Source organism: Phormidium sp. FACHB-1136 (genome assembly GCF_014697375.1).
In the GTDB taxonomy this organism is placed as follows: Bacteria; Cyanobacteriota; Cyanobacteriia; order Phormidesmidales; family Phormidesmidaceae; genus Nodosilinea.
This window is the reverse complement of sequence record NZ_JACJRS010000026.1, coordinates 1-25,419: the sequence shown is the minus strand read 5'-3', so window position 1 is coordinate 25,419 and position 25,419 is coordinate 1. Positions and strand designations below refer to the sequence as shown.

At 58.1% G+C, this 25,419-nt stretch carries 23 protein-coding genes, 1 tRNA gene and 2 pseudogenes; 18 read left to right on the top strand and 8 right to left on the bottom strand.

Annotation, left to right across the window (positions count from 1 at the left end):
* Positions 1-54: 54 nt before the first annotated feature.
* Both H6G62_RS10040 and H6G62_RS10035 read right to left on the bottom strand, forming a co-directional pair.
* Positions 55-531 carry a GNAT family N-acetyltransferase gene (locus tag H6G62_RS10040; RefSeq protein WP_190494635.1) on the bottom strand — a complete coding sequence of 159 codons (477 nt, stop codon included), beginning with the start codon at positions 529-531 and terminating at the stop codon, positions 55-57.
* A 35-nt stretch (positions 532-566) separates the two neighbouring features.
* Positions 567-2,288 (bottom strand): ABC-ATPase domain-containing protein, encoded by a 1,722-nt coding sequence (locus H6G62_RS10035; protein WP_190494633.1) that lies wholly within the window; start codon positions 2,286-2,288, stop codon positions 567-569.
* 235 nt (positions 2,289-2,523) lie between these two features.
* Between H6G62_RS10035 and H6G62_RS10030 the strand changes: the two genes are divergently transcribed.
* The 3 genes from H6G62_RS10030 to H6G62_RS10020 all read left to right on the top strand — a co-directional run bounded on the left by H6G62_RS10030 (position 2,524) and on the right by H6G62_RS10020 (position 3,946).
* Entirely contained in the window at positions 2,524-2,733 is a 210-nt protein-coding gene (locus H6G62_RS10030) for an RNA-binding S4 domain-containing protein (protein WP_190494631.1), read from the top strand.
* A 29-nt stretch (positions 2,734-2,762) separates the two neighbouring features.
* Complete coding sequence (locus H6G62_RS10025; RefSeq protein WP_190494629.1) at positions 2,763-3,386, top strand: cation transporter; 624 nt, start codon at positions 2,763-2,765, stop codon at positions 3,384-3,386.
* 98 nt (positions 3,387-3,484) lie between these two features.
* Positions 3,485-3,946 carry a hypothetical protein gene (locus H6G62_RS10020; RefSeq protein WP_190494627.1) on the top strand — a complete coding sequence of 154 codons (462 nt, stop codon included), beginning with the start codon at positions 3,485-3,487 and terminating at the stop codon, positions 3,944-3,946.
* A gap of 40 nt (positions 3,947-3,986) precedes the next feature.
* Here the strand turns inward: H6G62_RS10020 and H6G62_RS10015 are convergent, their stop codons facing one another.
* Positions 3,987-5,714: a DUF87 domain-containing protein gene (locus H6G62_RS10015; protein WP_190494625.1), complete on the bottom strand. Its 1,728-nt coding sequence runs from the start codon at positions 5,712-5,714 to the stop codon at positions 3,987-3,989.
* Positions 5,715-5,879: 165 nt separating this feature from the next.
* Here H6G62_RS10015 and H6G62_RS10010 point away from each other — a divergent pair, with 165 nt between their 5' ends.
* From H6G62_RS10010 to H6G62_RS09965, 10 genes are all read left to right on the top strand, one after another.
* Positions 5,880-6,989, top strand: a complete 1,110-nt coding sequence (locus H6G62_RS10010; RefSeq protein WP_190494711.1) for a DUF3326 domain-containing protein — start codon at positions 5,880-5,882, stop codon at positions 6,987-6,989.
* A gap of 266 nt (positions 6,990-7,255) precedes the next feature.
* Complete coding sequence (locus H6G62_RS10005) at positions 7,256-7,687, top strand: response regulator (RefSeq protein WP_190494623.1); 432 nt, start codon at positions 7,256-7,258, stop codon at positions 7,685-7,687.
* Positions 7,688-8,920: a hybrid sensor histidine kinase/response regulator gene (locus H6G62_RS10000; protein WP_199324883.1), complete on the top strand. Its 1,233-nt coding sequence runs from the start codon at positions 7,688-7,690 to the stop codon at positions 8,918-8,920. It begins immediately after the preceding gene.
* A 45-nt stretch (positions 8,921-8,965) separates the two neighbouring features.
* Positions 8,966-9,526 carry a 16S rRNA (guanine(966)-N(2))-methyltransferase RsmD gene (gene rsmD, locus H6G62_RS09995; RefSeq protein ID WP_190494621.1) on the top strand — a complete coding sequence of 187 codons (561 nt, stop codon included), beginning with the start codon at positions 8,966-8,968 and terminating at the stop codon, positions 9,524-9,526.
* Between the two features lie 23 nt (positions 9,527-9,549).
* Positions 9,550-9,813: a hypothetical protein gene (locus H6G62_RS09990; RefSeq protein WP_190494620.1), complete on the top strand. Its 264-nt coding sequence runs from the start codon at positions 9,550-9,552 to the stop codon at positions 9,811-9,813.
* Between the two features lie 209 nt (positions 9,814-10,022).
* Entirely contained in the window at positions 10,023-12,119 is a 2,097-nt protein-coding gene (locus H6G62_RS09985) for a cation:proton antiporter (RefSeq protein ID WP_190494618.1), read from the top strand.
* Positions 12,120-12,225: 106 nt separating this feature from the next.
* Complete coding sequence (locus H6G62_RS09980) at positions 12,226-13,278, top strand: ParM/StbA family protein (protein WP_190494616.1); 1,053 nt, start codon at positions 12,226-12,228, stop codon at positions 13,276-13,278.
* Between the two features lie 2 nt (positions 13,279-13,280).
* Complete coding sequence (locus H6G62_RS09975) at positions 13,281-13,622, top strand: hypothetical protein (protein WP_190494614.1); 342 nt, start codon at positions 13,281-13,283, stop codon at positions 13,620-13,622.
* A gap of 130 nt (positions 13,623-13,752) precedes the next feature.
* Positions 13,753-13,839, top strand: a tRNA-Ser gene (locus H6G62_RS09970).
* Positions 13,840-14,315: 476 nt separating this feature from the next.
* Complete coding sequence (locus tag H6G62_RS09965) at positions 14,316-15,215, top strand: hypothetical protein (protein ID WP_190494612.1); 900 nt, start codon at positions 14,316-14,318, stop codon at positions 15,213-15,215.
* Positions 15,216-15,223: 8 nt separating this feature from the next.
* Here the strand turns inward: H6G62_RS09965 and H6G62_RS09960 are convergent, their stop codons facing one another.
* From H6G62_RS09960 to H6G62_RS09950, 3 genes are all read right to left on the bottom strand, one after another.
* Positions 15,224-16,834 (bottom strand): ABC transporter substrate-binding protein, encoded by a 1,611-nt coding sequence (locus H6G62_RS09960; protein ID WP_199324882.1) that lies wholly within the window; start codon positions 16,832-16,834, stop codon positions 15,224-15,226.
* Between the two features lie 191 nt (positions 16,835-17,025).
* Positions 17,026-18,165: an extracellular solute-binding protein gene (locus tag H6G62_RS09955; RefSeq protein WP_190494610.1), complete on the bottom strand. Its 1,140-nt coding sequence runs from the start codon at positions 18,163-18,165 to the stop codon at positions 17,026-17,028.
* 238 nt (positions 18,166-18,403) lie between these two features.
* Positions 18,404-19,267 carry a fructosamine kinase family protein gene (locus H6G62_RS09950; RefSeq protein ID WP_190494608.1) on the bottom strand — a complete coding sequence of 288 codons (864 nt, stop codon included), beginning with the start codon at positions 19,265-19,267 and terminating at the stop codon, positions 18,404-18,406.
* Positions 19,268-19,486: 219 nt separating this feature from the next.
* Between H6G62_RS09950 and H6G62_RS09945 the strand changes: the two genes are divergently transcribed.
* Positions 19,487-20,716, top strand: a complete 1,230-nt coding sequence (locus tag H6G62_RS09945) for a glycoside hydrolase family 10 protein (RefSeq protein ID WP_199324881.1) — start codon at positions 19,487-19,489, stop codon at positions 20,714-20,716.
* Positions 20,717-21,234: 518 nt separating this feature from the next.
* Here the strand turns inward: H6G62_RS09945 and H6G62_RS09940 are convergent.
* Positions 21,235-21,534, bottom strand: a complete 300-nt coding sequence (locus H6G62_RS09940) for a hypothetical protein (protein ID WP_347239327.1) — start codon at positions 21,532-21,534, stop codon at positions 21,235-21,237.
* A gap of 288 nt (positions 21,535-21,822) precedes the next feature.
* On the opposite strand from H6G62_RS09940, the gene H6G62_RS09935 reads away from it, so the two are divergent.
* From H6G62_RS09935 to H6G62_RS09925, 3 genes are all read left to right on the top strand, one after another.
* A complete protein-coding gene (locus tag H6G62_RS09935) occupies positions 21,823-22,467 on the top strand; it encodes a response regulator transcription factor (protein ID WP_190494606.1) in 645 nt (214 codons plus the stop codon).
* A 68-nt stretch (positions 22,468-22,535) separates the two neighbouring features.
* The gene (locus H6G62_RS09930) at positions 22,536-23,411 is read left to right on the top strand and encodes an S-methyl-5'-thioadenosine phosphorylase (RefSeq protein WP_190494604.1); all 876 of its coding nucleotides are present in this window, start codon (positions 22,536-22,538) and stop codon (positions 23,409-23,411) included.
* Between the two features lie 75 nt (positions 23,412-23,486).
* Positions 23,487-24,017 carry a hypothetical protein gene (locus H6G62_RS09925; protein WP_190494602.1) on the top strand — a complete coding sequence of 177 codons (531 nt, stop codon included), beginning with the start codon at positions 23,487-23,489 and terminating at the stop codon, positions 24,015-24,017.
* Between the two features lie 47 nt (positions 24,018-24,064).
* Here the strand turns inward: H6G62_RS09925 and H6G62_RS09920 are convergent.
* Positions 24,065-25,085 (bottom strand): annotated as a pseudogene (locus H6G62_RS09920) (IS256 family transposase); the annotation flags it as partial.
* 124 nt (positions 25,086-25,209) lie between these two features.
* On the opposite strand from H6G62_RS09920, the pseudogene H6G62_RS09915 reads away from it, so the two are divergent.
* Positions 25,210-25,419: pseudogene (locus tag H6G62_RS09915) on the top strand (IS4 family transposase); the annotation flags it as partial.

Below are 25,419 nucleotides of genomic sequence, written 5' to 3'. Positions count from 1 at the left end.
GATCGGTTCACGCCGTGCAATCTATGCAGGGGCGATCTGGAATGGATGAACGCCCTACGGTTTGAGAGAACGCTTCATCAAAAGGGCCTCTGGTTGATAACCCAATTTTTGGTAAAGCGCCTGGGCCGGGGCGTTTTCGCTAAACACTTGCAGACTGATTTGGGGGTGACCTTCAGCGGTGGCCCATTGGTGAGCGGTGTGCAGCAGTTCCGTCGCCAATCCCCTACGGCGGTGGTCGGGATGAACGTAGAGCAGCAGCACATAGGGATGGAGTAGGCCGCTGCGTTGGTCGGTGGCTTGGCCCAGCCAAATGCAGCCCACGGCAATGGCAGATCCTCGGCTACCGGGGCGTTCTACCATCCACAGGGGCGTATCGCAGGAAAGATAGCGATCCACCGTGGCCGCGAGGTGTTTAAGAGGGGAAGCCTCCCCTAATTCCTGGTAAGTGCGCTCCATAAATTTGACCAGGGTGGCCCGATCCAGGGGTGATCCTAGGCGCAGATGATAGCCGGGAATGGAAAATGAGGACATTAAGGGATCGCATCAAGAGTTCGCATCAAGAGTCATCAACGAACGGACTGCACCTGAAGACTACGGAGGCGGTTGATGGCGGCAGCGAGTTCTAACCCGCGAAACATCACCAGATCCCCCATGGGCCAGTCGGTGAGGGCATCCAGACCATGATCGGCTAAATCGGCCATAACGGCATTAATCACCTGTGCAAGGGGACGATCTGGGGTCATGTGGTAGCGCTGGGCGTAGACGATGGCCTCGGCAATGGCCCGTACCTGGCCCGGTTCCACCAGTTGCTCCACGGCAGAGAGATCGATGGCTTCGGTGCCGATCTGCAACTGATCGGTGTCCCTAGCCTTGAGGTTGACGCTGCGCCGCCCTTTGCTGGGGTCGATGCTGTGGGGCTGCACGATGCGGGGCGTGAGGTCGCCGAAGCGGGAGCCGCCCTCGCGGTGGCGGTCGGTTTGGTATTGGGCGGCAATGGCTTTGGCCTGAGTAGTTACGTCCTGGGGCACGAATTCATCTAGAGCGATGACCGTATCGGCCACGTCAAAATAGTCGCCGCTGCCCCCCATCACCAACACCGTGGAAAGGCCGTAGTCAGTATAAAGCTGGCGCACCTTGTCGATGAAGGGGGTGATCGGCTCTCGGTCTTTGGCGATCAGCGCCTGCATTCGCCGATCCCGAATCATGAAGTTCGTGGCGGAGGTGTCTTCATCCACCAGCAGTACCCTGGCCCCGGCTTCCACGGCTTCAATCATCGCCGCCGCTTGGGAAGTACTGCCGCTGGCGTTCGTGGTGGAAAACTGGCGGGTCGATTGGCCCTGGGGCAGGTGGTTGATAAAGGGCGAGATATCCACCCCGGCAATGCTTCGGCCATCCTCGGCCCGCATCTTTACCGCCGCCCCATCGGTAACCACCTGGTGCCGTCCATCGTCGGGAATGTGGTTGTAAACGCCCGCCTCGATGGCCCGCAGCAGGGTCGATTTTCCATGGTAGCCACCGCCCACAATCAGGGTAATGCCCTGGGGAATGCCCAGCCCCGTCACCGATCCGGCGTGGGGACAGGGCAACGTCACCCGCAGCGATTCCGGCGACTGAAACGGCACCGCCCCATCCGCCAAGGGCCGCTCATCCACGCCACTGCGCCGAGGCAACACCGCCCCATCCGCCACAAAGGCCACTAGCCCCCGATCCGCCAACTGAGATCGCAGGGCATCGGCATCCTCGGCACCGTAGATATGACGCTGAATCGCCGCCGCATCCAAGGCCGCATAGCGCAGGGTGTCATCAACCAACTCCGGCAGCGCCCGACAGAGCAAGTCTGCCGCCTGTTTTCCGGCAATGCGCCGCCCAAAGGCCGGAAGCCCCACCGTCAGCCGCAGTTCCACCGTTTCTGCTGTCACCTGAGCCGCACTCCGAGGCAGAATCGCCTGACTGGGCCGCACCACGCCAATCAGCCCACGCTTGCCCGACCCTGCCTGTCGCTCTCGCTGCTGGGTGGCCTGGTACGCCGCTCGAATCAAAAAATCCGCCAGCGCCACTGCCCGCCCTGGGGTCTGCCGCACTTCCGCCGGAAACCCCGCCACCGCCTGGGGCATCACCACCCGCACCCGACTAGGGGCTGCAAAGGGATCCCCCTGCACATGGTCGATGTGGAGCGTGAATGCCTCAAATCGATAGGCACCCTTGAGGGACTTGTAGGCTCCATAGCCCTGGCCATCGAGGCGATGCAGTTGGTCGTAGAGAAGGTTGAAATCGGGGGTGCTAGTCAAGGCCGTACAACGTTAACGGATTTCATGATGCCTGGGCACTGAACGGCCACGGAAGGATGGCTAAGGGACCGGGGATATGGCAAGACTTGAAGGAGGATCCTGTGTCAGAATTGCACCAGTCTGATTGCGCTGCCAGCCTTTTACCGAGAACTCTAGGAATATCGACCCGCAATATTGACCCGCCCGTTGGATACACAACCGCTTCAGCCTAGCCGTCATTGCGATTTAGCTCACCATGCCCAGCCTCGACTACATCAAGCTCGATCAGTTCCTGAAACAAATGCAGGTAGCCGCCAGCGGTGGACAGGCCAAGGTGATGGTGCAAAGTGGTGAGGTGCAAGTCAATGATGACATCGAATTGCGCCGAGGTCGCAAGCTGGTTAACGGAGATCGGGTAGTGGTGGCGGGGCAGACCTTCATTGTAGATTTGCGGGCCTTGTCCTAGGTGGTTTTTCTGTACTGAGGCGAAGGATAATGGGTGACTGTGGATGTCATGTTGAGGCCCAAACCGTTGCTCAACGGCGGGTGTTGGTTTGGCTAATGGCCATTAACGCGGCCATGTTTGTGGCCGAGGGACTGGTGGGCTGGTGGGCACAATCCACGGCTCTCACCGCCGATGCCCTGGATATGCTGGCCGATGCCACGGTCTACGGGGTATCGCTCTATGCCGTGGGTCGCCGCCAAGGCCATCAACGGCGGGCGGCCAGGTTAAGCGGCTATTTCCAAATCTCCCTAGCGGCCCTGGTGTTGGCGGATGTCCTCCGTCGCTTCTGGCAGGGCAGTGATCCCCAATCCACCCTCATGGTCATCATGGGAGCCTTAGCCCTCGTGGCCAATGTCATCTGCTTGGCGTTAATCACCCGTCACCGTCAGGGGGGGATTCACATGCGGGCGAGCTGGATTTTTTCCCGCAATGATGTCCTTGCTAACCTAGGGGTGATACTGGCGGCTGGGCTGGTGGTTTGGTGGCGGTCGCCCCTCCCCGATCTGATCATTGGCCTGGGGATTACCCTCCTGGTGCTGTGGGGTGGGATCACCATCCTGCGGGAGTCTTCTGCTACTACCCCACCAGAGCCATCCTGTCCCAACAGGGGATAAAGCGTTGATGAAGGACTTTTCAGTCCCTACGGGAATCTACGCGGATAGTCCTCAGCCTAAAATAGGGGGCAATACCTTTGCCATCACGGAGGATCTCCATGGGTTTGCCCGACTTGCTACAGGATGCCACCACCCGCGCCAAACTCATTAACGCCTGCGTTGACCTGATCGACACCCAAGTCGCGGCCAAGGGAGGCTTAGGGGGCGTGGCCCTCAAAACGGCCTATGGCGTGGTGAAGGGGCTAGGGGCAAGCTATATCCCAGGGGCGATAGAACGGTTGCTACCGGAGATGCTGACCGCCCTAGACCCGCTCTGGAGCGAAGGAGCGGCCACCGGAGATGCCGCCGCCTACCTCAAGGAGCATCGCGCTCTCACCGCCGATAGCCTGCTCAGCGTGACCGATACCCGCATTGCCCACAGCAGCAACAGTCTCATTAAAACCACTTACCAGCGCCTACGACAGTCTGTAAAGGGGGATGTAGAAGCCGCTGTGCCCGGTTTGGCCGATATCTTGGGCGATATCTTGGCCCACCAGGCCGCCCAGCCCTCGGTGTCCTAGCCTTCCGTCCCTGGGTTCTGATGCAGGGTAGAGGACAGGACTACAGCCCCAAATCTGCTCTGGCCTGGGCGGCGGCGGGGAGAACCAGGTCGTCGGGCAGGTCTTCCCAGGCGGTTTGGCCCACTTGGCGATAAAACGTGCTGTCGTAGGGACGGGTGCGCACCACCACGGGCATGGGCACGGCATGGCCCAGGATAAGGGCCTGCTGTTTAGAGTCCAGCTTGGCCAAGACAGATCGCAGATTTTGCCCGCCAGAGACCCCGGTAAAAATGGCGTCAATATCCTTTTCATCGTTGAGCAGGGCAGTGATGCGGGTGCCAATTTGGGACATCACTTCGTTGTCAATGCCGGAGGGGCGTTGATCCACTACCAGTAGGGTGACAAAGTATTTCCGCATTTCCCGCGCAATGGTGCCAAAAATGGTCTGTTTGGCGGTGGCGGGGTCGAGGAATCGGTGGGCCTCTTCAATGGTAATCATCAGTTGGCGGGGGCGATCCACCGGATTTTTGGTCTGCAAGAAACGGTCGGCCTTTTGTACATAATTGGCATGAATACGGCGGGCGATCACGTTGGTCGCCAGCATATAGGCCAACATGGTGGACTGGGAGCCAAATTCCACCACCACATGCTGTCCCTCATCCAGTGCAGCAAGGATTTTTCCCACATAATTTGTGGTGCTGGTGTTGCGTAGATATTTCAAATCGGCCAGCCGAGTCAACTTCCGTTGTAGAGCCATAATGGAGGACTTGCTACCCATTTTGGTTTCGCAAAACTCCTGAATTTCCTCATTCGTCATGATCAGCAAGCGGTTAATCCAGGATTTGCCAAATTCGTTACGCAGAATAATCGCATTTTCTAAACTGGCCTCCGAAAGATTGAGTTCCCCCCGCACTAACGCTAGATCTTCCACATCAATTTGGTCGAAACCAATAAAGAGCTCCTGGGCATCGTTCACCCCCCGTCGTTTGGTCGATTCTGGATCTAGGGTAAACATCTGCACCTGACCAGGGAAAAGCTGTCGTAGCCCTTTTACGGTACTAAATGCCTTGCCCTCACTGACCGCTTCCCAGCCATATTCCGAGTGCATATCAAAAATAAGATTGACCGCTGCCCCTCGCTGAATGGTGCCCGCTAGCAGCAGCCGAGTTAAGAAGGATTTTCCGGTGCCAGACTTCCCAAAAATGCCATTACTGCGCTCTACAAAGCGGTCTAGATCTAGACAAACAGGCACCTCCATATCAATGGGTTGACCAATGGCAAAATTGCGCCGATGGGGGTCGTCCTCCCAACCAAAAATAATCCGAAAATCCCGCTCGCTGGCTTCATAGACCTGGCTAAAGTGGGCGGGAATCGTCTTCACTGGAAGCAGTTCCACGTCCGCATTACTCTGCGCCACCAATCCCGTATACTTTCCCGGATCATCTTTGGCGATGTTTTTTCGTCCCCTGTTCCCTGTTCCCTGTTCTTCCGCCATCTCCGTAAACATCAACATGGGGATTAACGTCAACGTCCCGTAGGTGCCCGTGCCCGCCAAAACCTCCTGCAAAAATAGATTTTCGGGTTCTGGAGGATGGGCCAAGATTCGCTGGCTCCCCGTCCCCAGGGCCACGTCGGTTAACATGCAAAAAAACTGAGATCGTCGCCCCCGCACCACCAAAAACTTGCCCACCCGCATATCTTCCACCGAAATATCGGGATGGAGGCGAATGTCTAGCCCTTGGCTAAGGGATCCCTGAATGACCGAACCGAGGGGATGGGGCGTCATCATGGCGAATTCTGTTTAGTACAAGAATACCTTGACTTTTTAGACTTGCCCATAGCGGATTTCACTCGGTTGAAGTGCATCGTGAGGATCCCCCCTGCCCCCCTCCCTATGGGATCATAGGTGGGTTCCGTGACGAGGGGGTAGCGCATGGCTAGCGGGTTTCAGGGGATGGCATTGCGACCCTATACGGCGGTGATGGTGGTGCCGACGGGGGTGGGGGCGGCCATTGGTGGCTATGCCGGGGATGCCCTGCCTGCGGCGCGGGTGGTGGCTTCGGTGGTGGATCGGCTGATTACCCATCCCAATGTGATGAATGGGGCGCAGTTGTATTGGCCCTTGCCCAATGCCCTGTATGTGGAGGGGTTTGGGCTGGATCAGTTTGCGGCGGGACGGTGGGGGCTGCGTCCGGTGCATCGGAATCGGGTTGGGCTGGTGCTGGATGCCGCCATTGAAACAGAGTTGCGTGGACGACACCTGCAAGCCGCCGAGGCCACCCGTGCCACCCTGGGCCTGGATGTGCTGGACTATGTGATTACCGATGCGCCTCTAGGGGTGACCCTGCGGCAGGCAGACTCTGGAGCCACCTGGGGCACGCTGGAACAGCCCGATAGTTTGCTGCGGGCGGCGGAAAAGGCCATGGCCGCAGGGGCAGAAGCCATGGCCGTGGTGGCCCGCTTCCCGGACGATGAGGATGAGGCCGATCTGGAAACCCTGCAAAACTATCGCCTCGGTCAAGGGGTTGACCTAGTGGCGGGGGCCGAAGCGGTGATTAGCCATTTAGTCGTGCGCACCTTTGGGGTGCCCTGCGCCCATGCTCCGGCCCTCAGTCCCTTGCCCCTCGATTCGGCAGTGTCGCCCAAGGCGGCGGCGGAGGAAATTGGCTATACCTTTTTGCCCTGTGTGCTGGCGGGGCTGAGCCGTGCGCCCCAGTTTGTCACCCGTCCGGGAAATGCGCTGTCTGACCATCTACCCGCCAGTTATGGCCAATCTGGGGACATCTGGGCCGACCAGGTGGACGCCATTCTCGTCCCTGCGAGTGCCTGCGGGGGCGGTGCCGTCCTGAGTCTCAGCCGCACCAAAACCCTAGTGATTGCCGTGGCTGACAATACCACGACTCTCAATGTGCCCCTAACGGCTTTGGGGGGACATCCCGTCAACGTATCCTCCTATTTGGAAGCCGTTGGGGTCATCGCCGCCCATCGCGCCGGAGTGCATCCCCAGTCGTTGACCGCCCAGGTTCCCCATCTCTCCCCATTGGCCGATGAGGTTCTCCCCTAGGACAGATTAAGGTTGTTCCCACGGCTTTTTACAATACGAGCAGAACGAGGCAAAACGGGCCATACCGTGATGTCAATCGGTTGTCTGTTGACAGGCAATCGACAGCATCGGGGCTAGGAATTGGGGCCATTTGATTGGGGCCATCCGTCGTTGGTGAATCGGGAAAAGCGCCATCGACAGAAGATTCGTTAGAAGATTCGTTGGCGGGAAGCCCAACCGGAAAACATCGCCCTCGCCTCGATTGTTGGTTATCGGAGCACAAAACCATGCCAGAACGAACCGTCCATGTTTTGCTTGTGGAGGATGATGAGGTCGATGTGATGAACGTGCAGCGGGCCTTTCGTCGCCACCAGATCCGTAATCCGCTGTATGTGGCCCACAATGGCCTGGATGCTTTGGCCATGCTGCGCGGTGTGGCCAGCCCTGAGGCCGCTATCCCTAAACATCGGCGGGTGGTGTTGCTGGATATCAACATGCCCAAAATGAACGGCCTAGAATTTCTGCACGAGCTACGGCAGGATGAATCACTTTGCTCAACTCCCGTGGTTGTCCTTACCACCTCCGATGCCGATCAGGATCGCCTGGAAGCCTATCGATTGAACGTGGCTGGGTATATCCTCAAACCCGTTGCCTTTGCCACCTTTGCGGAGGTGATGGCCTCCCTCAACCACTATTGGGCGATCTGCGAGATTCCCTAGATGATCGAACCTCCTGTGACCCAACAACTTAGGCTGCTGCTGGTGGACGATGACGAGGTGGATCGAATGGCGATCTGCCGTGCCCTGCGGCGGTCGGCCCTGGCGGTGGCGGTAACGGAAGTGACCCATGCCGATCAGGCGCTAGATCGGCTGCGGCAGGATCCCTACGACTGCGTTTTTTTGGATTACCAATTGCCGGATCGCGATGGGTTGACGCTAATTCAACAACTGCGGCGGGAGGGCGTCAGTATTCCGCTGATTATTTTGACGGGCCAAGGGGACGAGCAAATTGCCGTAGACCTGATGAAGGCCGGAGCCAGCGATTACCTGGTGAAAACGAGGGTGTCTGCCGACCGATTGGCCCTGCTGTTGCGCAATGCCCTGCGGGTCTATGCCGCCGAACAACGGGAGGCCGAAGCCCAGGCCAAACTCCAGGAGAGTAACCGCCTGCTAACCCAGCAAAACGAAGAACTCGAACGCCAACGCCACTACATCGAAGACCAAAACCTGAAGCTATTGGAAGCCTATCGGGTGAAGTCGGAATTTTTGGCCACCATGAGCCACGAATTGCGCACCCCCCTCAACGCCATTCTGGGGTTTTCCCAAATTCTGGAAAGCCAATCTAAGGGGCCGCTGACCCCCCACCAGGCCGAAATGGTGAAACGCATCCTCACCAATGGCAAAACCCTGCTCAACCTGGTCAACGACATCCTCGATCTCTCCAAGCTAGAGGCCCAACGGCTGACCCTAAACCCTGCCCCCGTCCATCTCCATGGTCTTGTCCAGGCGGTGCTGTCGGATTTGCAATCCCTCGCCCAGGGCAAGGCGCTCACCCTGGAAACCGACCTAGCCCTCACCGATCCCATGGTGGTCAACGACGAACGGCGACTGCGCCAAATCCTCACCAACCTGGTGTCCAATGCCATTAAATTCAGCGATCAGGGCTATGTGCGAGTGTCCACCGCCGCCGCCCCCGACAACCCCGATACCTTCCTCCTCACCGTGGCCGATACGGGCATTGGCATTGCCCCCAACCAACGCCCCCACATCTTTGAAGCCTTTCGCCAGGGCGACCAAAGCCTCCGTCGCCGCCGACCGGGTACGGGCCTAGGGCTGGCCATCGTCCAGTCCCTCATCACCATCATGGGTGGCACCATCACCGTCGATAGCCAGGTGGCTCAGGGGACCACCTTTGTCGTTACCCTACCCCGCCAGGTCTTGGCTTCTCGATAGTTGTGCCCCCGCCCCCTGTTGCTACCAGACTGCTAGGATTGACCTATGCTGCGAATCTACGGTAATCGTGCCCTAAAAACCCTCCCCGGTGACGCCACTCGCCCCACCGCCGCCCGTGTCCGCGAGGCCCTGTTTAATATTTGGCAGGGGCGTATTGGGGGCTGTCGTTGGCTCGATCTCTGTGCCGGGAGTGGGGCCATGGGGGCCGAAGCCCTCTGTCGGGGAGCGGCGGAAGTGGTTGGCATTGAACAATCGGACAAAGCCTACGCGGTGGCACGGGAAAACTGGCAGCGGGTGGCCCAGCCCGACCAGGTGTTTCGCCTGTTCAAGGGAGATGTGGTGAAGCAACTCTCGCGGCTGAAGCACCAACCCTTCGACCTGATCTACTTCGATCCCCCCTACACCAGCGACCTCTATGGCCCTGTCCTAGAACGCATTGTCCGCTACGGGCTGCTGGCCCCCACCGGAGAAATGGCCGTGGAGCACGGGGCAGAGGGCTGGCAACCCACCGACCTTCCGGGGCTGACCCTTGTCCGGCAAAAGCACTATGGCACCACCCATCTGGCCTTTTATGCCCCTGCCCCCCCTCATTCCCGCCCCCTTTAATCTGTCGTTACCCGTCCTTACCTATGCTTGATCAGTCTACTCAGTTTCTGACCGAGGCCGAATCCGCTAAGGTTGATGCCGCCCTGCTGTCCTCCCCGGAAAAATTCCTGGCCCGACTCACTATTTCCACCGCCAAACTGCTCGGCATCATCTCCGCCGATTTAGGGATTCCCCTAGCCTCCCTCTCCGCCACCCATATCATTCAGTGGTTTGAGGAAGACGCCAAACGCAAGCGAGAACAGGGCATTGATGCCGCCATCCTCAAGTGGGATTCCGACGACTTATAGCGGGTTTTACCCGAATGAAGTACACCGCTGAGATCCCCCTAGCCCCCCTTATTAAGGGGGATAAAAGGTGAATCTTCTACAGCGATAAACTGGGGGAGCTGAAGCTAAACAAGCTCGTACCTCACTGAAGCGAGAACCGCTATAGGAGCATAGGCCAAGTCAATTACAGAGAATGCTGAGCGTAAATTAGGGTGATGGGGGCGATGGTGATGGGTGTGATCAGCGGGTGGAACGCCATCGGGGTCGGTTTGGGAGTGGAACCAGGGGTGGGCACTCCGCTGTTGGCCGCTCGTTTTTTTGAGGAACCGCTGACCGACCCGGTAGCGATATTTCTGACCATTTTGGCGGTGATGTTAATTGCGCCGCTGTTGGTAGAACGCCTGAAACTACCCGGCATTATTGGCCTCATTGTAGCCGGGGTGGTCATTGGCCCCTACGGACTTGGCATTTTAGAACGGGACGATACGATTGTTCTGCTGGGCACGGTGGGTCTGTTGTTTTTGATGTTTCTAGGCGGCCTAGAAACCAGCTTGGATGATCTAAAAAGCAATGCTGATAAGCCCATTATTTTTGGCTTGGCGACGTTTCTAGTACCGATGGTGTTGGGAACTGGGGTAACCCTCCTCCTAGGCTATAGCTTTTGGGCTGCGGTGTTGGTGGCGTCTTGTTTTGCCTCCCATACTCTAGTGGCCCTGCCTGTGTTGAATAAGCTGGGTATTATGCGCCACCCAGTCACCATTGCTACCCTAGGCGCAACGCTAATTACCAATGTGTTGGCCTTGCTAGTATTGGCGGTGGTGATCAAAGCCGATCAGGGGGACTTAACCCTAGGGTTTTGGTTATTTCTCATTCCAGCCTTAACGATTTACACCGTGGCGGTGCTGTGGGGAGTGCCGAAGCTAGGACGCTGGTTTTTCAAAAAATTTGGCCACGACGAAGGGGCAGAATTCACCTTTGTTTTAGCGGCTCTGTTTGTGGCTTCTTACCTAGCAAGTTTGATTGAGATTGAGCCCATTGTAGGAGCTTTTTTGGCTGGGGTTGCGATCACCCAAATTATTCCTCGTCTCAGCCCCTTAATGAACCGGGTGCAGTTCATTGGCAATACTCTATTTGTGCCTATCTTCCTGATTTCGGTGGGTATGTTGGTAGATCCATCGATCTTGATTCGGGAGCCCAAAGCCTTACTGTTTGCCGGAATTTTGATCGGCACAGAATTGGTGAGTAAGTTTCTGGCCGCTTGGGGATCAGCCCGCTGGTTTGGTTGGCAATTCCCCAGTACCATGACGATGTTTGGCCTCTCCATTGCCCAAGCCGCCTCTACGCTAGCAGCTATTACCATCGCCTTCAATATTAACCTGGTGGATGAGGTGGTAGTCAATGCCATAGTTTTGATGATTTTAGTCAGTTGTGTGCTGTCACCCTGGGTTGTGACTCAGTGGGGGTCAAAGATGCCTATGGAGACCACCAGGCTCTCTGCTCAACCCAGGGCGAGACCCTCGGAGGATGGAGCAACGGAGGAGAATCCTATCCTGGGGAAACGAATTTTAGTGCCCGTAGCGAACCCCAGCACTGAAGACAATTTGCTGCAATTGGCGATTATTTTAACTAAGCGCGTAGGGGGAACCTTGCTGCCGCTCCATGTCCTGCCAGATCGCAACCAACCCATCGCGGAAACGGCCAGAAATCATCAGCGACGTTTGTTAGAAACCGCTGAAACAATTGCCCATGCCGCCGCCATTCCCGTGCAGCCCATTGGTCGCATCGATGATTCGGTGGATTGGGGCATTTTGCGCACCAGCCAAGAACACGACGCCGACCTACTCATTTGCGGCTGGAAGGGCTATTCCAACTATCGGGAAAACTTCTTTGGCAGCGTACTCGATAATATCGTGCGTTCGGCCACCATCCCCGTTCTGATTAGCCGTTTTCCCCAGCCAATTGGTAACACTGAAGCCATACTCTTTGCCATCACAGGGCAACAGGCCGATCTGGCCCAAGTCCAAAGCACCCTAGTGGTGGCCCAGGCCATGGCCGAGGAACTGAAGGCTCCCCTGCGGGTACTGCAACTCACCATTGGATCGAACCGAGATCGTGCCCTCACCCAGTTTTTGCGAACCCAAGCGGTAACCGTCAACCCCGTCCAGGGCAATGCCGTGCGGCGCATTTCCGAAGCCCTTCAGCCCAATACCCTGCTGATGGTCATCGCCAGCACCTACAACGTGGGACAACCCGCCCTCGGTCGCGAACCAGAGGCCATCACCCGCGCCAACTGGGACACCAACATCATGGTGATGAATTTTCCCTAGATGGTCGTCTGGGGGCTTGCCAGAATAGTACAAATCAACTAAATTAATTCAGGTGTACTCGTGGGGACAGCCGTCCCCTCCCCTGTCGTCCCACTATCCAAGCCCTATGACTACCTCCGTTTCGACCACCCTTGCCCCTGCCGCCACCAACGGTCGCTCCACCACTGCCCAAAAGGCCGCGACCAAAACCCGCACCGTCCAGCCCTCGGCCACCACGCCCATCCTCGCCTTGGATGCCGGGAACTACGATCTCAAGTTCTGCAATGGCCACAGCCATCCCAAAGCCATTCGATCCGTGCGCTACCAGCTCCCCCAGGGGCGCGATGCCGTCAGCTATTCCAACGCCTCACCGTTGATTGAATTGCCCGACGGTCGCCGCTACCACTTTGGTGCCCAGTCCTATAAGTACCGTCGCCAGCAGCAAACGGTGATTGAAAACAAAGTGGATCTCACCCGCCTACATCTCTATGCCTGCCTAGAGCCTCTGGCGGGTGGCGTCACGGAGTACGGACTCCATCTGATCGTGTCTACCCCCGACCCCCTGCGCAATGGAGAAGCCATCCAGGGCGAACTCCTGGGGTTGCACGAATTTACCCGCAATGGCTTAGATTTCCGGGTCATCGTCGAAAGCGTCACCGTAGAGCGCGAGGGCATGGGAGCCTACTACTACGCCAAGGCCCAGGGCGTCATTCCCGACAACGGCTATACCATCGTCATCGACATTGGCGGTGGCACCTGGCTTACCCGCTTGGTGGATGCCGATAGTGAGGTCATCGACGAAAACATCCTAGACCGGGGCGGCACCTACGAACTGGCCGTCGCCATCAGCTTTGATCGCCGCCTCACCGATACCCTGGGCAGCAGCGCCGACCCCTGCATTGTCATGGATGGCTTCCGGGTCGATCACACCTACGCCGACACCGACCTCTCCTGGGCCGACTGGCTCGACGAATACCTCGACCCCTGGTTTAAGGGCATCTTCCAAACCGTGAAGGCCCAATACACCCCCTACATGCCCCGCGTCACTCGCTTTTTGGTCACGGGCGGCGGCTCCCACCTGATCGCGGATCGGCTTCAGGGGCACCCCCTCTTTGCCGTTATGGGCGACCCCCAATTTGCCAACGTGCGCGGCCTGTTACTCACCGCCGGGGAGGTCTAGCCATGGCCAACGTCACCCGTGAAACCGTCCCCAGCAGGGCAGACAACAAAGTCCGACTCAGCCCCGATGTGCTGGAAAAAGCCGAACGCATCGCCGCCGAATGGGGTCTCAAAAATGCCCGTGCCGCCGTGGAAGCTGTCTTTCGCAAATACTGCGACGACTACCTCCATGGCCGTCCCAGCCCGTCCCCCTGGTCATCACGCTCTCTAGCTGAGGGGGGCGCAACCTACGGCCAAACCCACTACGGCCAAGCCGTTCCCGCCTACGGCGATCTGCCCACCACCTCGGCCTCCTCTCCCCCCTGCGAGGCTCTAGATGCCCTAGACCAACTGCTGGCTCTCTAGCGCTGGTTCTAGAGAATTCAGGCCACCAAAATCAAGAAGCCCAGGGAGTACAACGCCCTCTGATCGGAATTTCCCCACAGAATTTCCGCCGGAAAGACCTAATCAGAGGGTAAAATATCACTCACCACCAGGAGAGGTGGCAGAGTGGTTGAATGCGGCAGACTCGAAATCTGTTTTAGGGTCAAACCTAACGAGGGTTCGAATCCCTCCCTCTCCGTTGAGTTTCAAGGCTTTTGGCCCCTTGGGTAGGGCGAGGCCAAGCTACCGTTTTACCTGGCGATGAACTTGTAGCAAACCTAACAACAGTTGCAGCGTCAAATACTGCTGGGTTTTGAGATGAGCCTGAAGGGTAGTTTGGTAGAATGTAGGTAATATCATTTACTTAGGGGGCTGTCAAAGCTACCTATTTTTTGTCCCTGCCATTCTCTCAAAGCCTTGTCCAGATTCACATTGAACTCCCTTGTCACCCGCTAAGGATTGGCGGGCAAAACTTGATCACCTTGCTAGGCTAATCCTCAAAAGCCCTACCCTAGCCCTTTCCCGGAAGTAAAGGTAGGATGAACTAGCGCAGCGTAGCCTATGCAGCATCGGTCTTTCATAGGTTGTGGTGGGGCCGAGCGCAACCAAGGACTTTGCTGATTGGCTTAGATCAGGTTAATGTCCCCGTTCGATGATTTGGGAGTATGTGAGGTGATGGCCCAGTCCTCAATCCATGGGAAATTGCTTGGCCTAGCCCTAGGCGTCATCGGCAGTCTGGGGAATGGCGGGGCGGCGATGGCCGCAGGACAACCCGTTGCAGGCTGTTCCCCCCGTGTCGCGGAGGATGCCGTGGCCGTAGTGTCCCTTAAAGTGGTCTGTCCGTCTGACGTCACCCTGCTAGCCCAGACCCCAGCGCTATCCCCCACTCCTGATCCACCCTCGGAGACCTCTCCTCCCCATTTGACCCCTAATCCATCCCCTGACTCCACCGAGTCGCTCACGGAAGCCGAACTGGCCCCCCTCGAACTCGATCCCAGCATTATTGAAGAAAGCCCGGTGCTGCGGCAGTGGCTGAATGAGGTGCCTGACCTTGCCGAGGAAATTCGCCATACCCCCAGCTTTCGTACCCGGCTACGGGTGGGCTATGCCAACTTTCCCTCCAACGGCGCAATCGGCGGCTTTCAGATGGGGGTTGACGATGTGTTTGTGTGGCCAGGAACGGGGCTGACCGCCAGCGCCGACTACAGCCGCAGCAGCAACGGCCAACGAGAAGCCTACGGAGCCGAAGCCCGCTACTACCTGCTCCCCTTGGGTGGCTATGTGAATGTGGCCCCCAGCGTCGGCTATCGCTCGGTATCGGCCCCCGCCTACAGCACCGATGGCGTTGACCTGGGCCTGCGGTTGATGCTGATTCCTTCCCGTGGGGGGGCGGCGGATCTTTCGGTTAGCCAGCACTGGGTAGCCCCCGGCACCGATGGCGAAGTGGGCGTGACGCGCTTTAATCTGGGCTATGCCGTGACCCATCAACTACGCCTAGGCAGTGATTTGGAGTTTCAGAACTCCCGCTTTGGCCAAGAGAGCCGCTGGGGGCTTTCCCTAGAGTGGCTGTTGTAACGCTCGGGCTAGGGCAGGGGCACAAAGTCAAACCCCGTGCCGGAGCGACTACCCGGTTGTACCTGTACCAGCAGCACCGTGGCATTGCGATCCCCAGAGGGCAGGAAGGTTACCGCGCCCGTTGACCCCATGGCCGAGAAGCCCTGACCACCCAGGGCCGATGCCAGGGCCGTCCGCCCTGTTGTGCCGCTACCCGGTGCCACGTTGCCCACGCTGCGAGCCGTCTTCAGGGCTTGGAAGGCGTCGTAACTGAGGGCAGTGCGCCAGTTGACATCGCCACCCCACAGGCTAGAGGCCGTTTGGGCAAAGGGGGGCGTGGATCGCAGGGGATGCCAGGGCACGGTGAGGATCGCCCCATTCAAGCTGTTGCCGCCCTTTTCTAGGGTTTCGATGCGGTAGAAGGCGTCCCCGGCAAAGATGGGGATCTGGCCTTGGTTGGCCTGGGCTACGGCAATGGCGGCGTCAAAGGTGGCGGAATCGGGGATGAGCACCACCGCATCGGCCCCGCTGCCCTGGAGCGACGCGGCGGGATTGCCCTGGGACAGATCCACCAGACTGGCCACCTGCCCCCCCTCTAGGCCGAGGGTGGTGGAAAAGGCCGTCTGCAAAGACTGGCTGTAGGAACTTTGGGAGTTGTAAAACACGATGGGGCGGCTCTTGCCCGTGGAGAGCATATGGCGGGCCAGGGTGGTGCCCGTAAATTGGTCGCTAGGGATGACCCGGAAGATCATGTTGCTGCCCTGGCGAGTGAGGGTCGTGAGGTCTGTGGTGGTGCTGGTGGGGGCAATCATCGGCAGTTGGCCCTGCTGATAGATGGGCGCAGCGGCCAGGGTAGCGGTGCTAGTGCCGTGGCCTACCACCGCGACGATATCAGGGTTTTGCACCAGGGCATTGGCGATGGCGGCGGCTTGGTTGGGGTCGTTGCGGTCGTCGGCAATCATCACCTTAATCGGCACCCCCGCTTGGATGGCTTCATCCTGGGCCTGGGCTACCCCACGTAACAGTTCACGGGCGGCGTTCGGGGTATCGTTGGCGGGCACCACGGCGGCAATGCCTAGGGCGGGGGTGTTGCCTAGTTTGGCATTATTTAGGTAAATCAAGGGTTCTGGGTCGTTGCGCAGGGCTTGGCGGGCGGATTGGAAGCGCGTCACCGCCGTGGCCAAATCCCCGCTGGCAAAGGCAGCCACCCCGGCCTGGAGGTCGGCATTGGTGTTGTCGGCAAACAGCACCCGATCCCCCCAACTGAGGGCGCTGGCCACATCCCCGGCTGGGCTGGGCGAGGTCGGAGCTGTCGTGGGGGGTGCCGTGGACGGCGGGTTAGTCGGTGTCGTTTGTGAGGTGCCGCCACCGGGAGGAACCACCACTGTCCCCCCTGGCGGCGTGGTAGGAGCCTGGGGCTTGAAGAACGTGTTGTAGCCGATCACCCCAAGGCCCGCCAGCCCGCCCAAAAATGCCAGCGCCCCCGCCCCCAGCAGAATCGGCGCGAGGGAATTGCCCTTCTTCAGGGCTTGGCCACAGATTTCGCACTTTTTGGCGGTGCTGGGGTTTTGCTCGTAGCCGCATTTAGGGCAAGTGACGTGGGTGAAGCTGTCTGTCATGGCGGGGAAAGGGGATGTCACGATCGGAATCAGGCGGTGGGCAGTGGGTCGCCAAGGACGACCCACTGCGCCTCAATTACTACAACGCCTCAATTCGCTTTCCCCGAATATAAACCCCTGTCCCCTGTTTTGGCGGAAAACTTTGGATTGAAAACTTAATTGCAGCACCCGGCTCTAGCGCCCTGCCCTGAGGGATGGTGAACCCTCCGTCCCTATCCCGTTCTGACCCGTTGCCAAAGCTGGGTGTATTGGGCTTGCACGGTGGGGATCAGGGGCCACAGAAATTCACTATTAGCCAGTCCGGTGGTGTCGCTCACCAGTCCGGCCTCCGACTGGAAGGCGGGGGGGAGATTGGCTAGTCCTGCGCCCCAGTGCCGGGGGGTTAGCCCTTGGCCGTAGATGGCCATTTGCTCGGTGAAGGTCTCGCTGAGGCAAAAGGTGAGCCAGTCCATCGCCATGGGGTTGGGGGTTGGGGCCACCCTGGGCTGCACCCAAAGATCGGCGCTGGCGAGGGTGCCCTCCGTCGGAATCACCAGTTCAAGGTGTCGATAGCGCAGGGCAACGGGGCGCAGGGCATCTAGCCAACCCACGGTAGCCGCAGCATCGCCCACAATCAACGCTTTGAGGCTGTGGGTGGAGCTATACCAGCGCACCTGGCGATGGAGTTGGGCGAGAAAAGAGTCCAACTCAGGGATCGCGCTCAGGTCGGGGGCATTGGCAGAGGCGTTGAGCGCCTTGAGCGCCAGACCAATCACCAACCGCTCATCGTCGGGCAGCATTAGCCGCTGGTTCCATTCCGGGTGCAGCAGATCGGCCCAGCCCCGCACCGGATCGGCCTTGGCCCCCAGGGTGCGACGGTCGTAGAGGATGGCCAGGGGCGTCCATCGGTAGGGAATGCCCCACACATCCCCCGCTTCGTCGGACATCCCCTGTCCATTGCGCCGCACCAGGGCAGGCCAAGGTTCCGGCAGATCGACCCAACCCGTTAGCGTTTCGGTAGGGATGGCCTGGATAAGCCCCTGCTGAATAGCGGGAGCCAGCCAGGTATCCGCCTGGGTCACCCATTGGGCGGTTCTGGGGGAAGCACTCGTGTTCGCCGCCGTGGCGTTTGCCTGATGCTCACTCTGCCAGCTTTGCAACAGGTGATAGAGGTCGAGGAGGGAGTCCTTCGCCACCACAGAGACTTGGCCCGTCTGGGATGGTTGTCGTTGAAACCACTGCACCACCTGTCCCGGTAGCGATCCCGCCAAAATCGCCAGCCCCACATCCCCCGTCCATAGACGCTGACAGCCCGTGGTCAAACTGGTAAGGGCAAGCCCCAGGGTGGTAGCTAAAAAATTGCGACGATTCATGGGCAAGGGGCCAGCAACGGCCCAAAAGGCGAGACAATATCCTCTCAGACCATAGCAGTTCACCCTAGCCCTTGACCAAGTTTGATGAAGACCCTACGTGAGATCGTCAGTGTGTCCACCGCCATTATCTTGATAGCCTTTATTGGCCTGAGTTTGGCCCGGTTGGCCTACTTTTTCCTCCATAGCCAAAACCTGCTGTAGGTGGGTCTAGAGGGAACAGCCCCCTCATCCCAACACCTCATCCCAACAGTTGGTCAATCATGCGGTTGGCCTGGGCTTCGTAGCCGCCGCCAAAGAGATTGAAGTGGTTGAGGATGTGGTACAGGTTGTACAAAATTCTGCGTTGGGCATAGCCCGCCTCTAGGGGATAGGCCGCTTGGTAGCCCTCATAGAAAGCGGTGGGGAAACGGCCAAACAGTTCGGTCATGGCCAGATCCACCTCCCGATCCCCGTAGTAGGTGGCGGGGTCGAAAATCACCGGATCGCCCTCCGCTGTCACCGCTGCATTGCCCGACCACAGATCGCCATGCACCAAGGCCGGGGTGGGAGAATGCCCCGCCAAGAGATCGGGTAAGGCTTGCAAGAGTTCCAACCGTCGAGGAAACCGCCCGCCCCGCCGCTGAGCCAGACGAAACTGGTGCTCCAAACGATGCTCTTGGTAAAAGTCCAGCCAACTTGCCGTCCAAGGATTCGGCTGCGGAGTAGCCCCAATGGTGTTGCCCTGGTGCCAGCCAAACCCCTTCGCATGGCTAACTCGATGCATCGCCGCTAGGGTTTCCCCCATGCGCCGCCAAGAACCTTCGCCAGAATGCCCCAAGTCCAGCCACTCCAGAACCACATAGGCCGAGGCCTCGGCGGTGCCCCAGCAAATCGGTTTCGGGACGCGGATCGTCTGACTCTCGTACATCTCCGTTAGGCCCAGCGCCTCCGCCTCAAACATGGCCACTTGGGCGGCACGATTCAGCTTCAGAAAAAAACGCTGGCGACCATCGGTAATTTGATACGCCTGGTTGATGCAGCCCCCGCCCACCGAACGGCGGTCTGTAATGACAAAGGCCGTCCCCGTTTGGGCGCTAATGTGTTGAGCAATGGCAGTCCACATAGTTGGGCACCTCGATCAATCGAGACTCCAGGGAATTGCAGTCTCAAAAAATAACACAGTGAGACGGAAGTAGCCCTTCCATAACACTGTGTTGCACTTCAGATTTGAATCTGCGAAGAGAGAATGCTTTTTGGTATGAATCGAGGTGCCCGTTAACCATTCTCAATGCCAGCCAGCGCTCATTGTATAGAATAGCCAACAGCGATTCGCTCTCCCCCTATGACACCTCAACTCAAACACAAACTCAAACGCCGGATTCTACTGTTTTGGGCCGCGCTGCTGGCCGTGGTGATGCTGGGTGGGCCTGCGGTCGCCTTTTCGCCTGTAGTGCCTTGGGGGGCGGATCCGTGGGAAACGGCCCCGACGCCCCAGAGCTTCCAGAAAATCCGGGGGGTGTGGCTGACCACCAACGATATGACGATGCTGCGGGATTCCGCTCGGGTGCAGAGCGCCATGGCCGAGTTGTCTCAGATCAACTTTAATACGGTCTATCCCGTGGTCTGGAATTCGGGCTATGCCCTCTACCCCAGCGTGGTTGCCCAGCGAGCCGGAATTCCCTACATTCACCGAGGCTTGGCGGGGCAGGACATTCTGGCGGATGTGATTCACCAAGCTCACCGTCAGGGGTTGCTGGCTATTCCCTGGTTTGAGTTTGGCTTTATGGCTCCACCGTCGTCGGAGTTGGCCATGGCTCACCCAGACTGGCTCACCCAGCGCCAAGACGGTAGCCAGACCTCCGGCAGTGCGGCGGGGGAAGTGGTGTGGCTCAACCCATTTAAGCCGGAGGTGCAGCAGTTCATCGCCAGCCTAATTGCCGAAATTGCCTCCCGCTACGACATCGACGGCATTCAGTTTGATGATCACACCGCCCTGCCCAGCGACTTTGGCTACGACCCCTACACTATGGCGCTCTACCAGCAGGAAACCGAGCAGCCAGTCCCCAGTAACCCTCGTGATCCCGCCTGGATGCGCTGGCGGGCCGACAAGATTACAGACTTTGTGGCCCATCTCAACCAGACGGTGAAACAGTATCGCCCCAACGCTATTGTGTCGGTGTCGCCGAATCCCTATGACACGGCCTATAACTCGTTTTTGCAGGATTGGGTGGACTGGATCAACCGTGGTCTAGTGGATGAACTGTTGGTACAGGTCTACCGCTGGGATATGAACAGCTTTACGGATCACATTCTGCGGCCTGAAATTCAGATGGCCCAAACTCAAATCCCGGTGGGTATTGGCATCCTGACTGGGCTACGCAATCGACCCATGCCGATGTCGATGATTCAAGCCAAGGTGCTGCGGGCGACGGCCCAGGGGTTGGGGGTCGCCTTTTTCTACTACGAAAGTCTCTGGTACGACGCACCGGAACCTGCGGCAGAGCGTCAGGCCCGTTTCCGGGATTTGTTTAGTGTTCCAGCGTCCCGGTTTAGCCTACGTCGCCAGGTTTAGTCAAAAAGTTGCCTTTGGTTAACCTTTTCTCCTGACGAAATTCTGGCCGCAATGTTTGCAGAATCAGCGACGGTTCACCTCGGTAGGAGAGTTCTAGCGAGATCCCCCTAAATCCCCCTTACAAAGGGGGACTTTGACCAAACACCCTCTCATACCAAATCTGAGCCAGAAGACCCCGATTCCCAGGCCGACAAACCGTAGGGGCGAGGTCTCCTCGCCCGCTGATACCGTGGGTAGGTAAGCCGGATTTAGTATTACAAAGGGAGGATTTTGACCAAACACCCCCCTTCCCAAGGGGGGCCAGGGGGGATCCAAGCTCAGCCGTAGTGACGATCCTGGATGGCTAACTAGGACTGACGTGGTGATGTGTAGCCAATGAGCAGCCAACCTGGAAAATGGCCCTCTCAGAGACTATTTATCCTTGATCAAAGACGTAGGATGTCTTGGCCAAGTATTATCCATGCTGAGTAGGCAATGGATGCATGGCACTGAGGCTAGGGCAGCCTAAACGCTAGAGGCTAGAACGTGGGGGGCGTGGAGGGTTCGGACTGCCAGTCGGGGCAGGGGCCATCATTCCCCCAGCCGTAGGGGTGGATGGCGCAAACTAGGGTTTGGCGACGGTCGCGGGCGGTGCCGTAGGCGATGCCATGGTAGTTGGCACAGCGACGGCAGGGGGCGGGGCGAGAGGGGACGGAAGTCGCGAACCCCACCTGAGAACGCAGAATGTGCTGCTTGCTTTGTATCCGATGCCATTGTTCGTAGGCCCGGTGGTGGCAGCGGGCATTGGCTCGACTAAACAGATCCTCTGGGAGCGCCACAATATCTACTGTCCGGTTTGGGGAGAGGTCATGTTTAGCCTAGCGAAGCCCCTTGGGGTTCTGGGTAAACATTAAACAGATCTAAAACTTCTCTGTCCCGGCCAGGAATCCCTCAACCCAGCATGACGCCGAACCCCGTGACTTAGAGTATTATCAGCAGTATCGGCTAAAGTAGCCGATTTTGGTATGTTGGCGCGGTTGGCCTCAAAGCTTTGTAACCGTTTGGTGTAAGCTAACAAAGCCAATAGGGAATGATTAATTAAGAGATATCGTATTCATTTTCCAAGCATGAAGGATTCCACCGTAGGCGACCAAAAGCAACTGTTGCTGATTGACGACGATCCCAACCTCATTTTGCTCGTCAAAGATTACCTTGAGTTTCGTGGCTACGACGTCAAAACCGCTGGCAACGGTCGTGAAGCGTTGGAGTTGCTCGACGAAAGTTTGCCGGACATGATTATTTGCGATGTGATGATGCCAGAAATGGATGGTCACACCTTCGTGAAGCATGTGCGTGAGAACCCGGAAACCGAATGGATCCCAATCCTATTCCTTTCCGCCAAGGGTCAAAGCCAGGATCGGGTGAAGGGGCTCAATACTGGGGCCGATGTTTACATGGTCAAGCCCTTCGAGCCGGAGGAACTGGTGGCTCAGGTGGAGTCCTCCCTGAAGCAGGCATCCCGGCTGATCAAACAACAGGCTAAGGCAGGCGGTGGCCCCGCCATTCAGGTGCCCTTTGATGTGGAACTGACCCCCACCGAGCTGCGCGTGGTGCAGTTTGTGGCCCGTGGCATGGCCAACCGCGAAATTGCCGAAGAACTGCAAGTCAGCCAGCGCACCATTGAAAGCCACGTCAGCAATATGCTGGGCAAAACCGGGCTACACAACCGTACCGAACTGGCCCGCTGGGCGATTGAAAACAACAAAGCCTAGGTTACCGCCATATCCTAGGTTACCGCTATATCATGGGGGTCGGCGTATCAGCAGGACTCAGCGGGAACATGGCAGCACAGGCGCAGATCGGCATTATCGGCGGTAGCGGTCTCTATCAAATGGAGGCGCTGACGGACATTGAAGAGGTTCGGGTGGAAACGCCCTTTGGGGATCCCTCCGATGCGATTATCCTTGGCACCCTGGACGGTACCCGTGTGGCCTTTTTGGCTCGCCACGGTCGCGGCCACACCCTGATGCCCTCGGAACTGCCCTTCCGCGCCAACATCTACGCCATGAAATCCCTGGGGGTAGAGTACCTGATCTCCGCCTCGGCGGTGGGTTCCCTCAAGGAAGCGGCCAAACCCCTGGATATGGTGGTGCCCGATCAGTTTATTGACCGTACCCGCAACCGTATCTCCACCTTTTTTGGCGAAGGACTGGTGGCCCACATTGCCTTTGGCGATCCGGTCTGTCCCAACCTGGCTAAGCTGGTGACCGACGCCGTGGACAGCCTGGAGTTACCCGATGTGACCCTGCACCGGGGCGGCACCTACGTTTGCATGGAAGGCCCCGCCTTTTCCACCAAGGCAGAATCGAACCTGTACCGCAGTTGGGGCGCGACGGTGATCGGTATGACCAACCTGCCCGAAGCCAAACTGGCCCGCGAAGCCGAAATCGCCTACGCCACCCTGGCCCTGGTCACCGACTACGACTGTTGGCACCCAGACCACGACAGCGTCACCGTGGAGATGGTGATTGGCAATCTGCAAAAAAATGCCGCCAATGCCCAGCGGGTGATCCGCGAGGTGGTGAATCGCATCGCCGCCGCCCCGCCCGAATCTGAGGCCCACTCCGCCCTGAAGTACGCCATCATCACCCCCCTGGACAAAGCTCCCCCAGCCACCCTCGAAAAGCTCAGCCTGCTGCTCCAAAAGTACCGCTAAGGAACGTGGATTGAATAAGATGCAATCCTGAGGGCTGAGTTTCTATCCTAGAGAGGCAGCGAAAAGAACCGAGAGATGACCACCCCCTACCCTGCCTCCGTTGAAGCTCAAATGCAGCGGTACTACCAGTCGTTGTTCGAGAAGGATCGTCGGCGTTATGCGGCCATCGAAGCGGTGAAATTAGGGTATGGCGGACAAGCCTATATCCGACGACGGTTGGGATGTCATCACGCCACCTTGGCCCTGGGCTTAGCCGAACTGAACGACACCGCCGCCCTGGAGCAGGAGGGGATTCGCCAACCGGGCGGGGGCCGACAATCCGCATTGGCCACCCTAGCAGGTCTAGACGAGGCCTTGTTGCGGGTGCTGGAGCGCCACACAGCGGGGTCTCCGATGGATGAAACGCTCAAGTGGACGAATCTCAAGCGCCACGAGATTGCGGCCTTGCTTCCGGAGGAGGGCATCCGGGTGAGTGTGACGGTGGTAGACCAGTTATTGAAGAAGCATCATTTTCGGAAACGTAAAGCGGTGAAAACCCTGGCCACTGGAAGCAGTGAGCACCGTAATGAGCAATTTGAGCTCATCGAGCGCTTGAAGGAAACCTAGGGGCTGGCAAACAAGAGATATTGTCAAATCTGGTGTATGGCTAGGATCTAGGCGGCGTCCTGCATCTGGGTCACATCGGTGTTGTCATCAGTCCGGTATCCATCCTTGAACGGAATGCCTTCAATCACGTCCGCGAGGTGTTTGAAGCCTCGAATTCTGAGCCAGCTTTTCTGAGCCCTCTCCACCAGATTGAAGACCAGGGCCAGGAGGGTGTCCTTGGAGACACAGCCCCGGGTTTGGTCGGTTCTGAGGCGGACGGTGGCAAAGGTGAATTCAATGGGATGGGTGGTGCGAAGATGGGCCCAATGCTCAGCGGGGAAATCGAAGAAGGTGACCAAGACATCCCGGTCTTTGGCCAGACCCTGGGTGGCCTCCGGATACTTGGCCTGGTAGGTCTGAGAAGGTGACCAAGACATCCCGGTCTTTGGCCAGACCCTGGGTGGCCTCCGGATACTTGGCCTGGTAGGTCTGAATGAACCGATGGAACGCCTGATTGGCCTCGGTCTTGTTGTCGGCTCGATAAATCTCCCAGAGGGCTTGTTTCGCCTCCGGTTGCTGCCGTTTGGGGAGTTTGTTGAGCACATTGGCGGTCTTATGCACCCAGCAGCGCTGTGCCTTCGTGGTGGGAAACACCTGGGGCAGGGCCTTCCAGAAGCCCAACGCCCCATCGCCAATGGCGAGGCGGGGAGCCTGGTCGAGCCCCTGGTCTTTGAGCCGCAGCAGTAAGGCTTTCCAACTCAACTCCGATTCTCGATACCCCATCTCCAGGCCCAGCAGTTCCTTATGGCCCTTGTCTGTCATCCCCAGGATGACCAACAGGCACTGCCGTTCATCGGCCCGGGTGGTGAAGTAGATGCCGTCGGCCCAAATATGGACATAGCGCTGTTGCTGTAATGACCGCTGCTGCCATGACCGATGTTCCTCACTCCATTTTGCTTTCAACCGACCGATGGTGGCCGGAGAGAGTCCTTTCGGTGCTTCGCCCAACAGCGATGACAGCGCCTCACTAAAGTCCCCACTGGACACCCCTTTGAGGTACAACTGAAGTGGATCCCTCAAACTGGACAGAGGGCTAAGCTCTGAACGACTCCTTAGCGGGTGACAAGGGAGTTCAATGTCAATCTGGACAAGGCTTTGAGAGAATGTCAGGGACGAAAAAATAGGGGGCTTTGGCAGCCCCCCTAAGCAAATGATATTACCTACATTCTACCAAACGACCCTCCAAGCTCATCTCAATACCCAGCAGTATTTGACGCTGCAACTGTTGTTATGTTTGTTACAAGTCCATCGCCAGGTAAAGCTGTCGGTGTTGGCCAGTGTCTTTCCCCAACCGATTCAGTATTCGAGTCGCAAACGAAACTTGCAGTGGTTTTTAATCTTGCCCCAATTGAGTGTGAAGCTG

Coding starts and splice junctions, on each gene's coding strand:
- H6G62_RS09955 (WP_190494610.1), bottom strand. CDS start 18,165: ATGAATCGTCGCAATTTTTTAGCTACCACCCTGGGGCTTGCCCTTACC.
- H6G62_RS10015 (WP_190494625.1), bottom strand. CDS start 5,714: ATGATGACGCCCCATCCCCTCGGTTCGGTCATTCAGGGATCCCTTAGC.
- rsmD (WP_190494621.1), top strand. CDS start 8,966: ATGCTGCGAATCTACGGTAATCGTGCCCTAAAAACCCTCCCCGGTGAC.
- H6G62_RS09945 (WP_199324881.1), top strand. CDS start 19,487: ATGACACCTCAACTCAAACACAAACTCAAACGCCGGATTCTACTGTTT.
- H6G62_RS09925 (WP_190494602.1), top strand. CDS start 23,487: ATGACCACCCCCTACCCTGCCTCCGTTGAAGCTCAAATGCAGCGGTAC.
- H6G62_RS09935 (WP_190494606.1), top strand. CDS start 21,823: ATGAAGGATTCCACCGTAGGCGACCAAAAGCAACTGTTGCTGATTGAC.
- H6G62_RS10000 (WP_199324883.1), top strand. CDS start 7,688: ATGATCGAACCTCCTGTGACCCAACAACTTAGGCTGCTGCTGGTGGAC.
- H6G62_RS09990 (WP_190494620.1), top strand. CDS start 9,550: ATGCTTGATCAGTCTACTCAGTTTCTGACCGAGGCCGAATCCGCTAAG.
- H6G62_RS09965 (WP_190494612.1), top strand. CDS start 14,316: ATGGCCCAGTCCTCAATCCATGGGAAATTGCTTGGCCTAGCCCTAGGC.
- H6G62_RS10040 (WP_190494635.1), bottom strand. CDS start 531: ATGTCCTCATTTTCCATTCCCGGCTATCATCTGCGCCTAGGATCACCC.
- H6G62_RS10005 (WP_190494623.1), top strand. CDS start 7,256: ATGCCAGAACGAACCGTCCATGTTTTGCTTGTGGAGGATGATGAGGTC.
- H6G62_RS09975 (WP_190494614.1), top strand. CDS start 13,281: ATGGCCAACGTCACCCGTGAAACCGTCCCCAGCAGGGCAGACAACAAA.
- H6G62_RS09980 (WP_190494616.1), top strand. CDS start 12,226: ATGACTACCTCCGTTTCGACCACCCTTGCCCCTGCCGCCACCAACGGT.
- H6G62_RS10030 (WP_190494631.1), top strand. CDS start 2,524: ATGCCCAGCCTCGACTACATCAAGCTCGATCAGTTCCTGAAACAAATG.
- H6G62_RS09985 (WP_190494618.1), top strand. CDS start 10,023: ATGGGTGTGATCAGCGGGTGGAACGCCATCGGGGTCGGTTTGGGAGTG.
- H6G62_RS09950 (WP_190494608.1), bottom strand. CDS start 19,267: ATGTGGACTGCCATTGCTCAACACATTAGCGCCCAAACGGGGACGGCC.
- H6G62_RS09930 (WP_190494604.1), top strand. CDS start 22,536: ATGGCAGCACAGGCGCAGATCGGCATTATCGGCGGTAGCGGTCTCTAT.
- H6G62_RS10020 (WP_190494627.1), top strand. CDS start 3,485: ATGGGTTTGCCCGACTTGCTACAGGATGCCACCACCCGCGCCAAACTC.
- H6G62_RS10025 (WP_190494629.1), top strand. CDS start 2,763: ATGGGTGACTGTGGATGTCATGTTGAGGCCCAAACCGTTGCTCAACGG.
- H6G62_RS10010 (WP_190494711.1), top strand. CDS start 5,880: ATGGCATTGCGACCCTATACGGCGGTGATGGTGGTGCCGACGGGGGTG.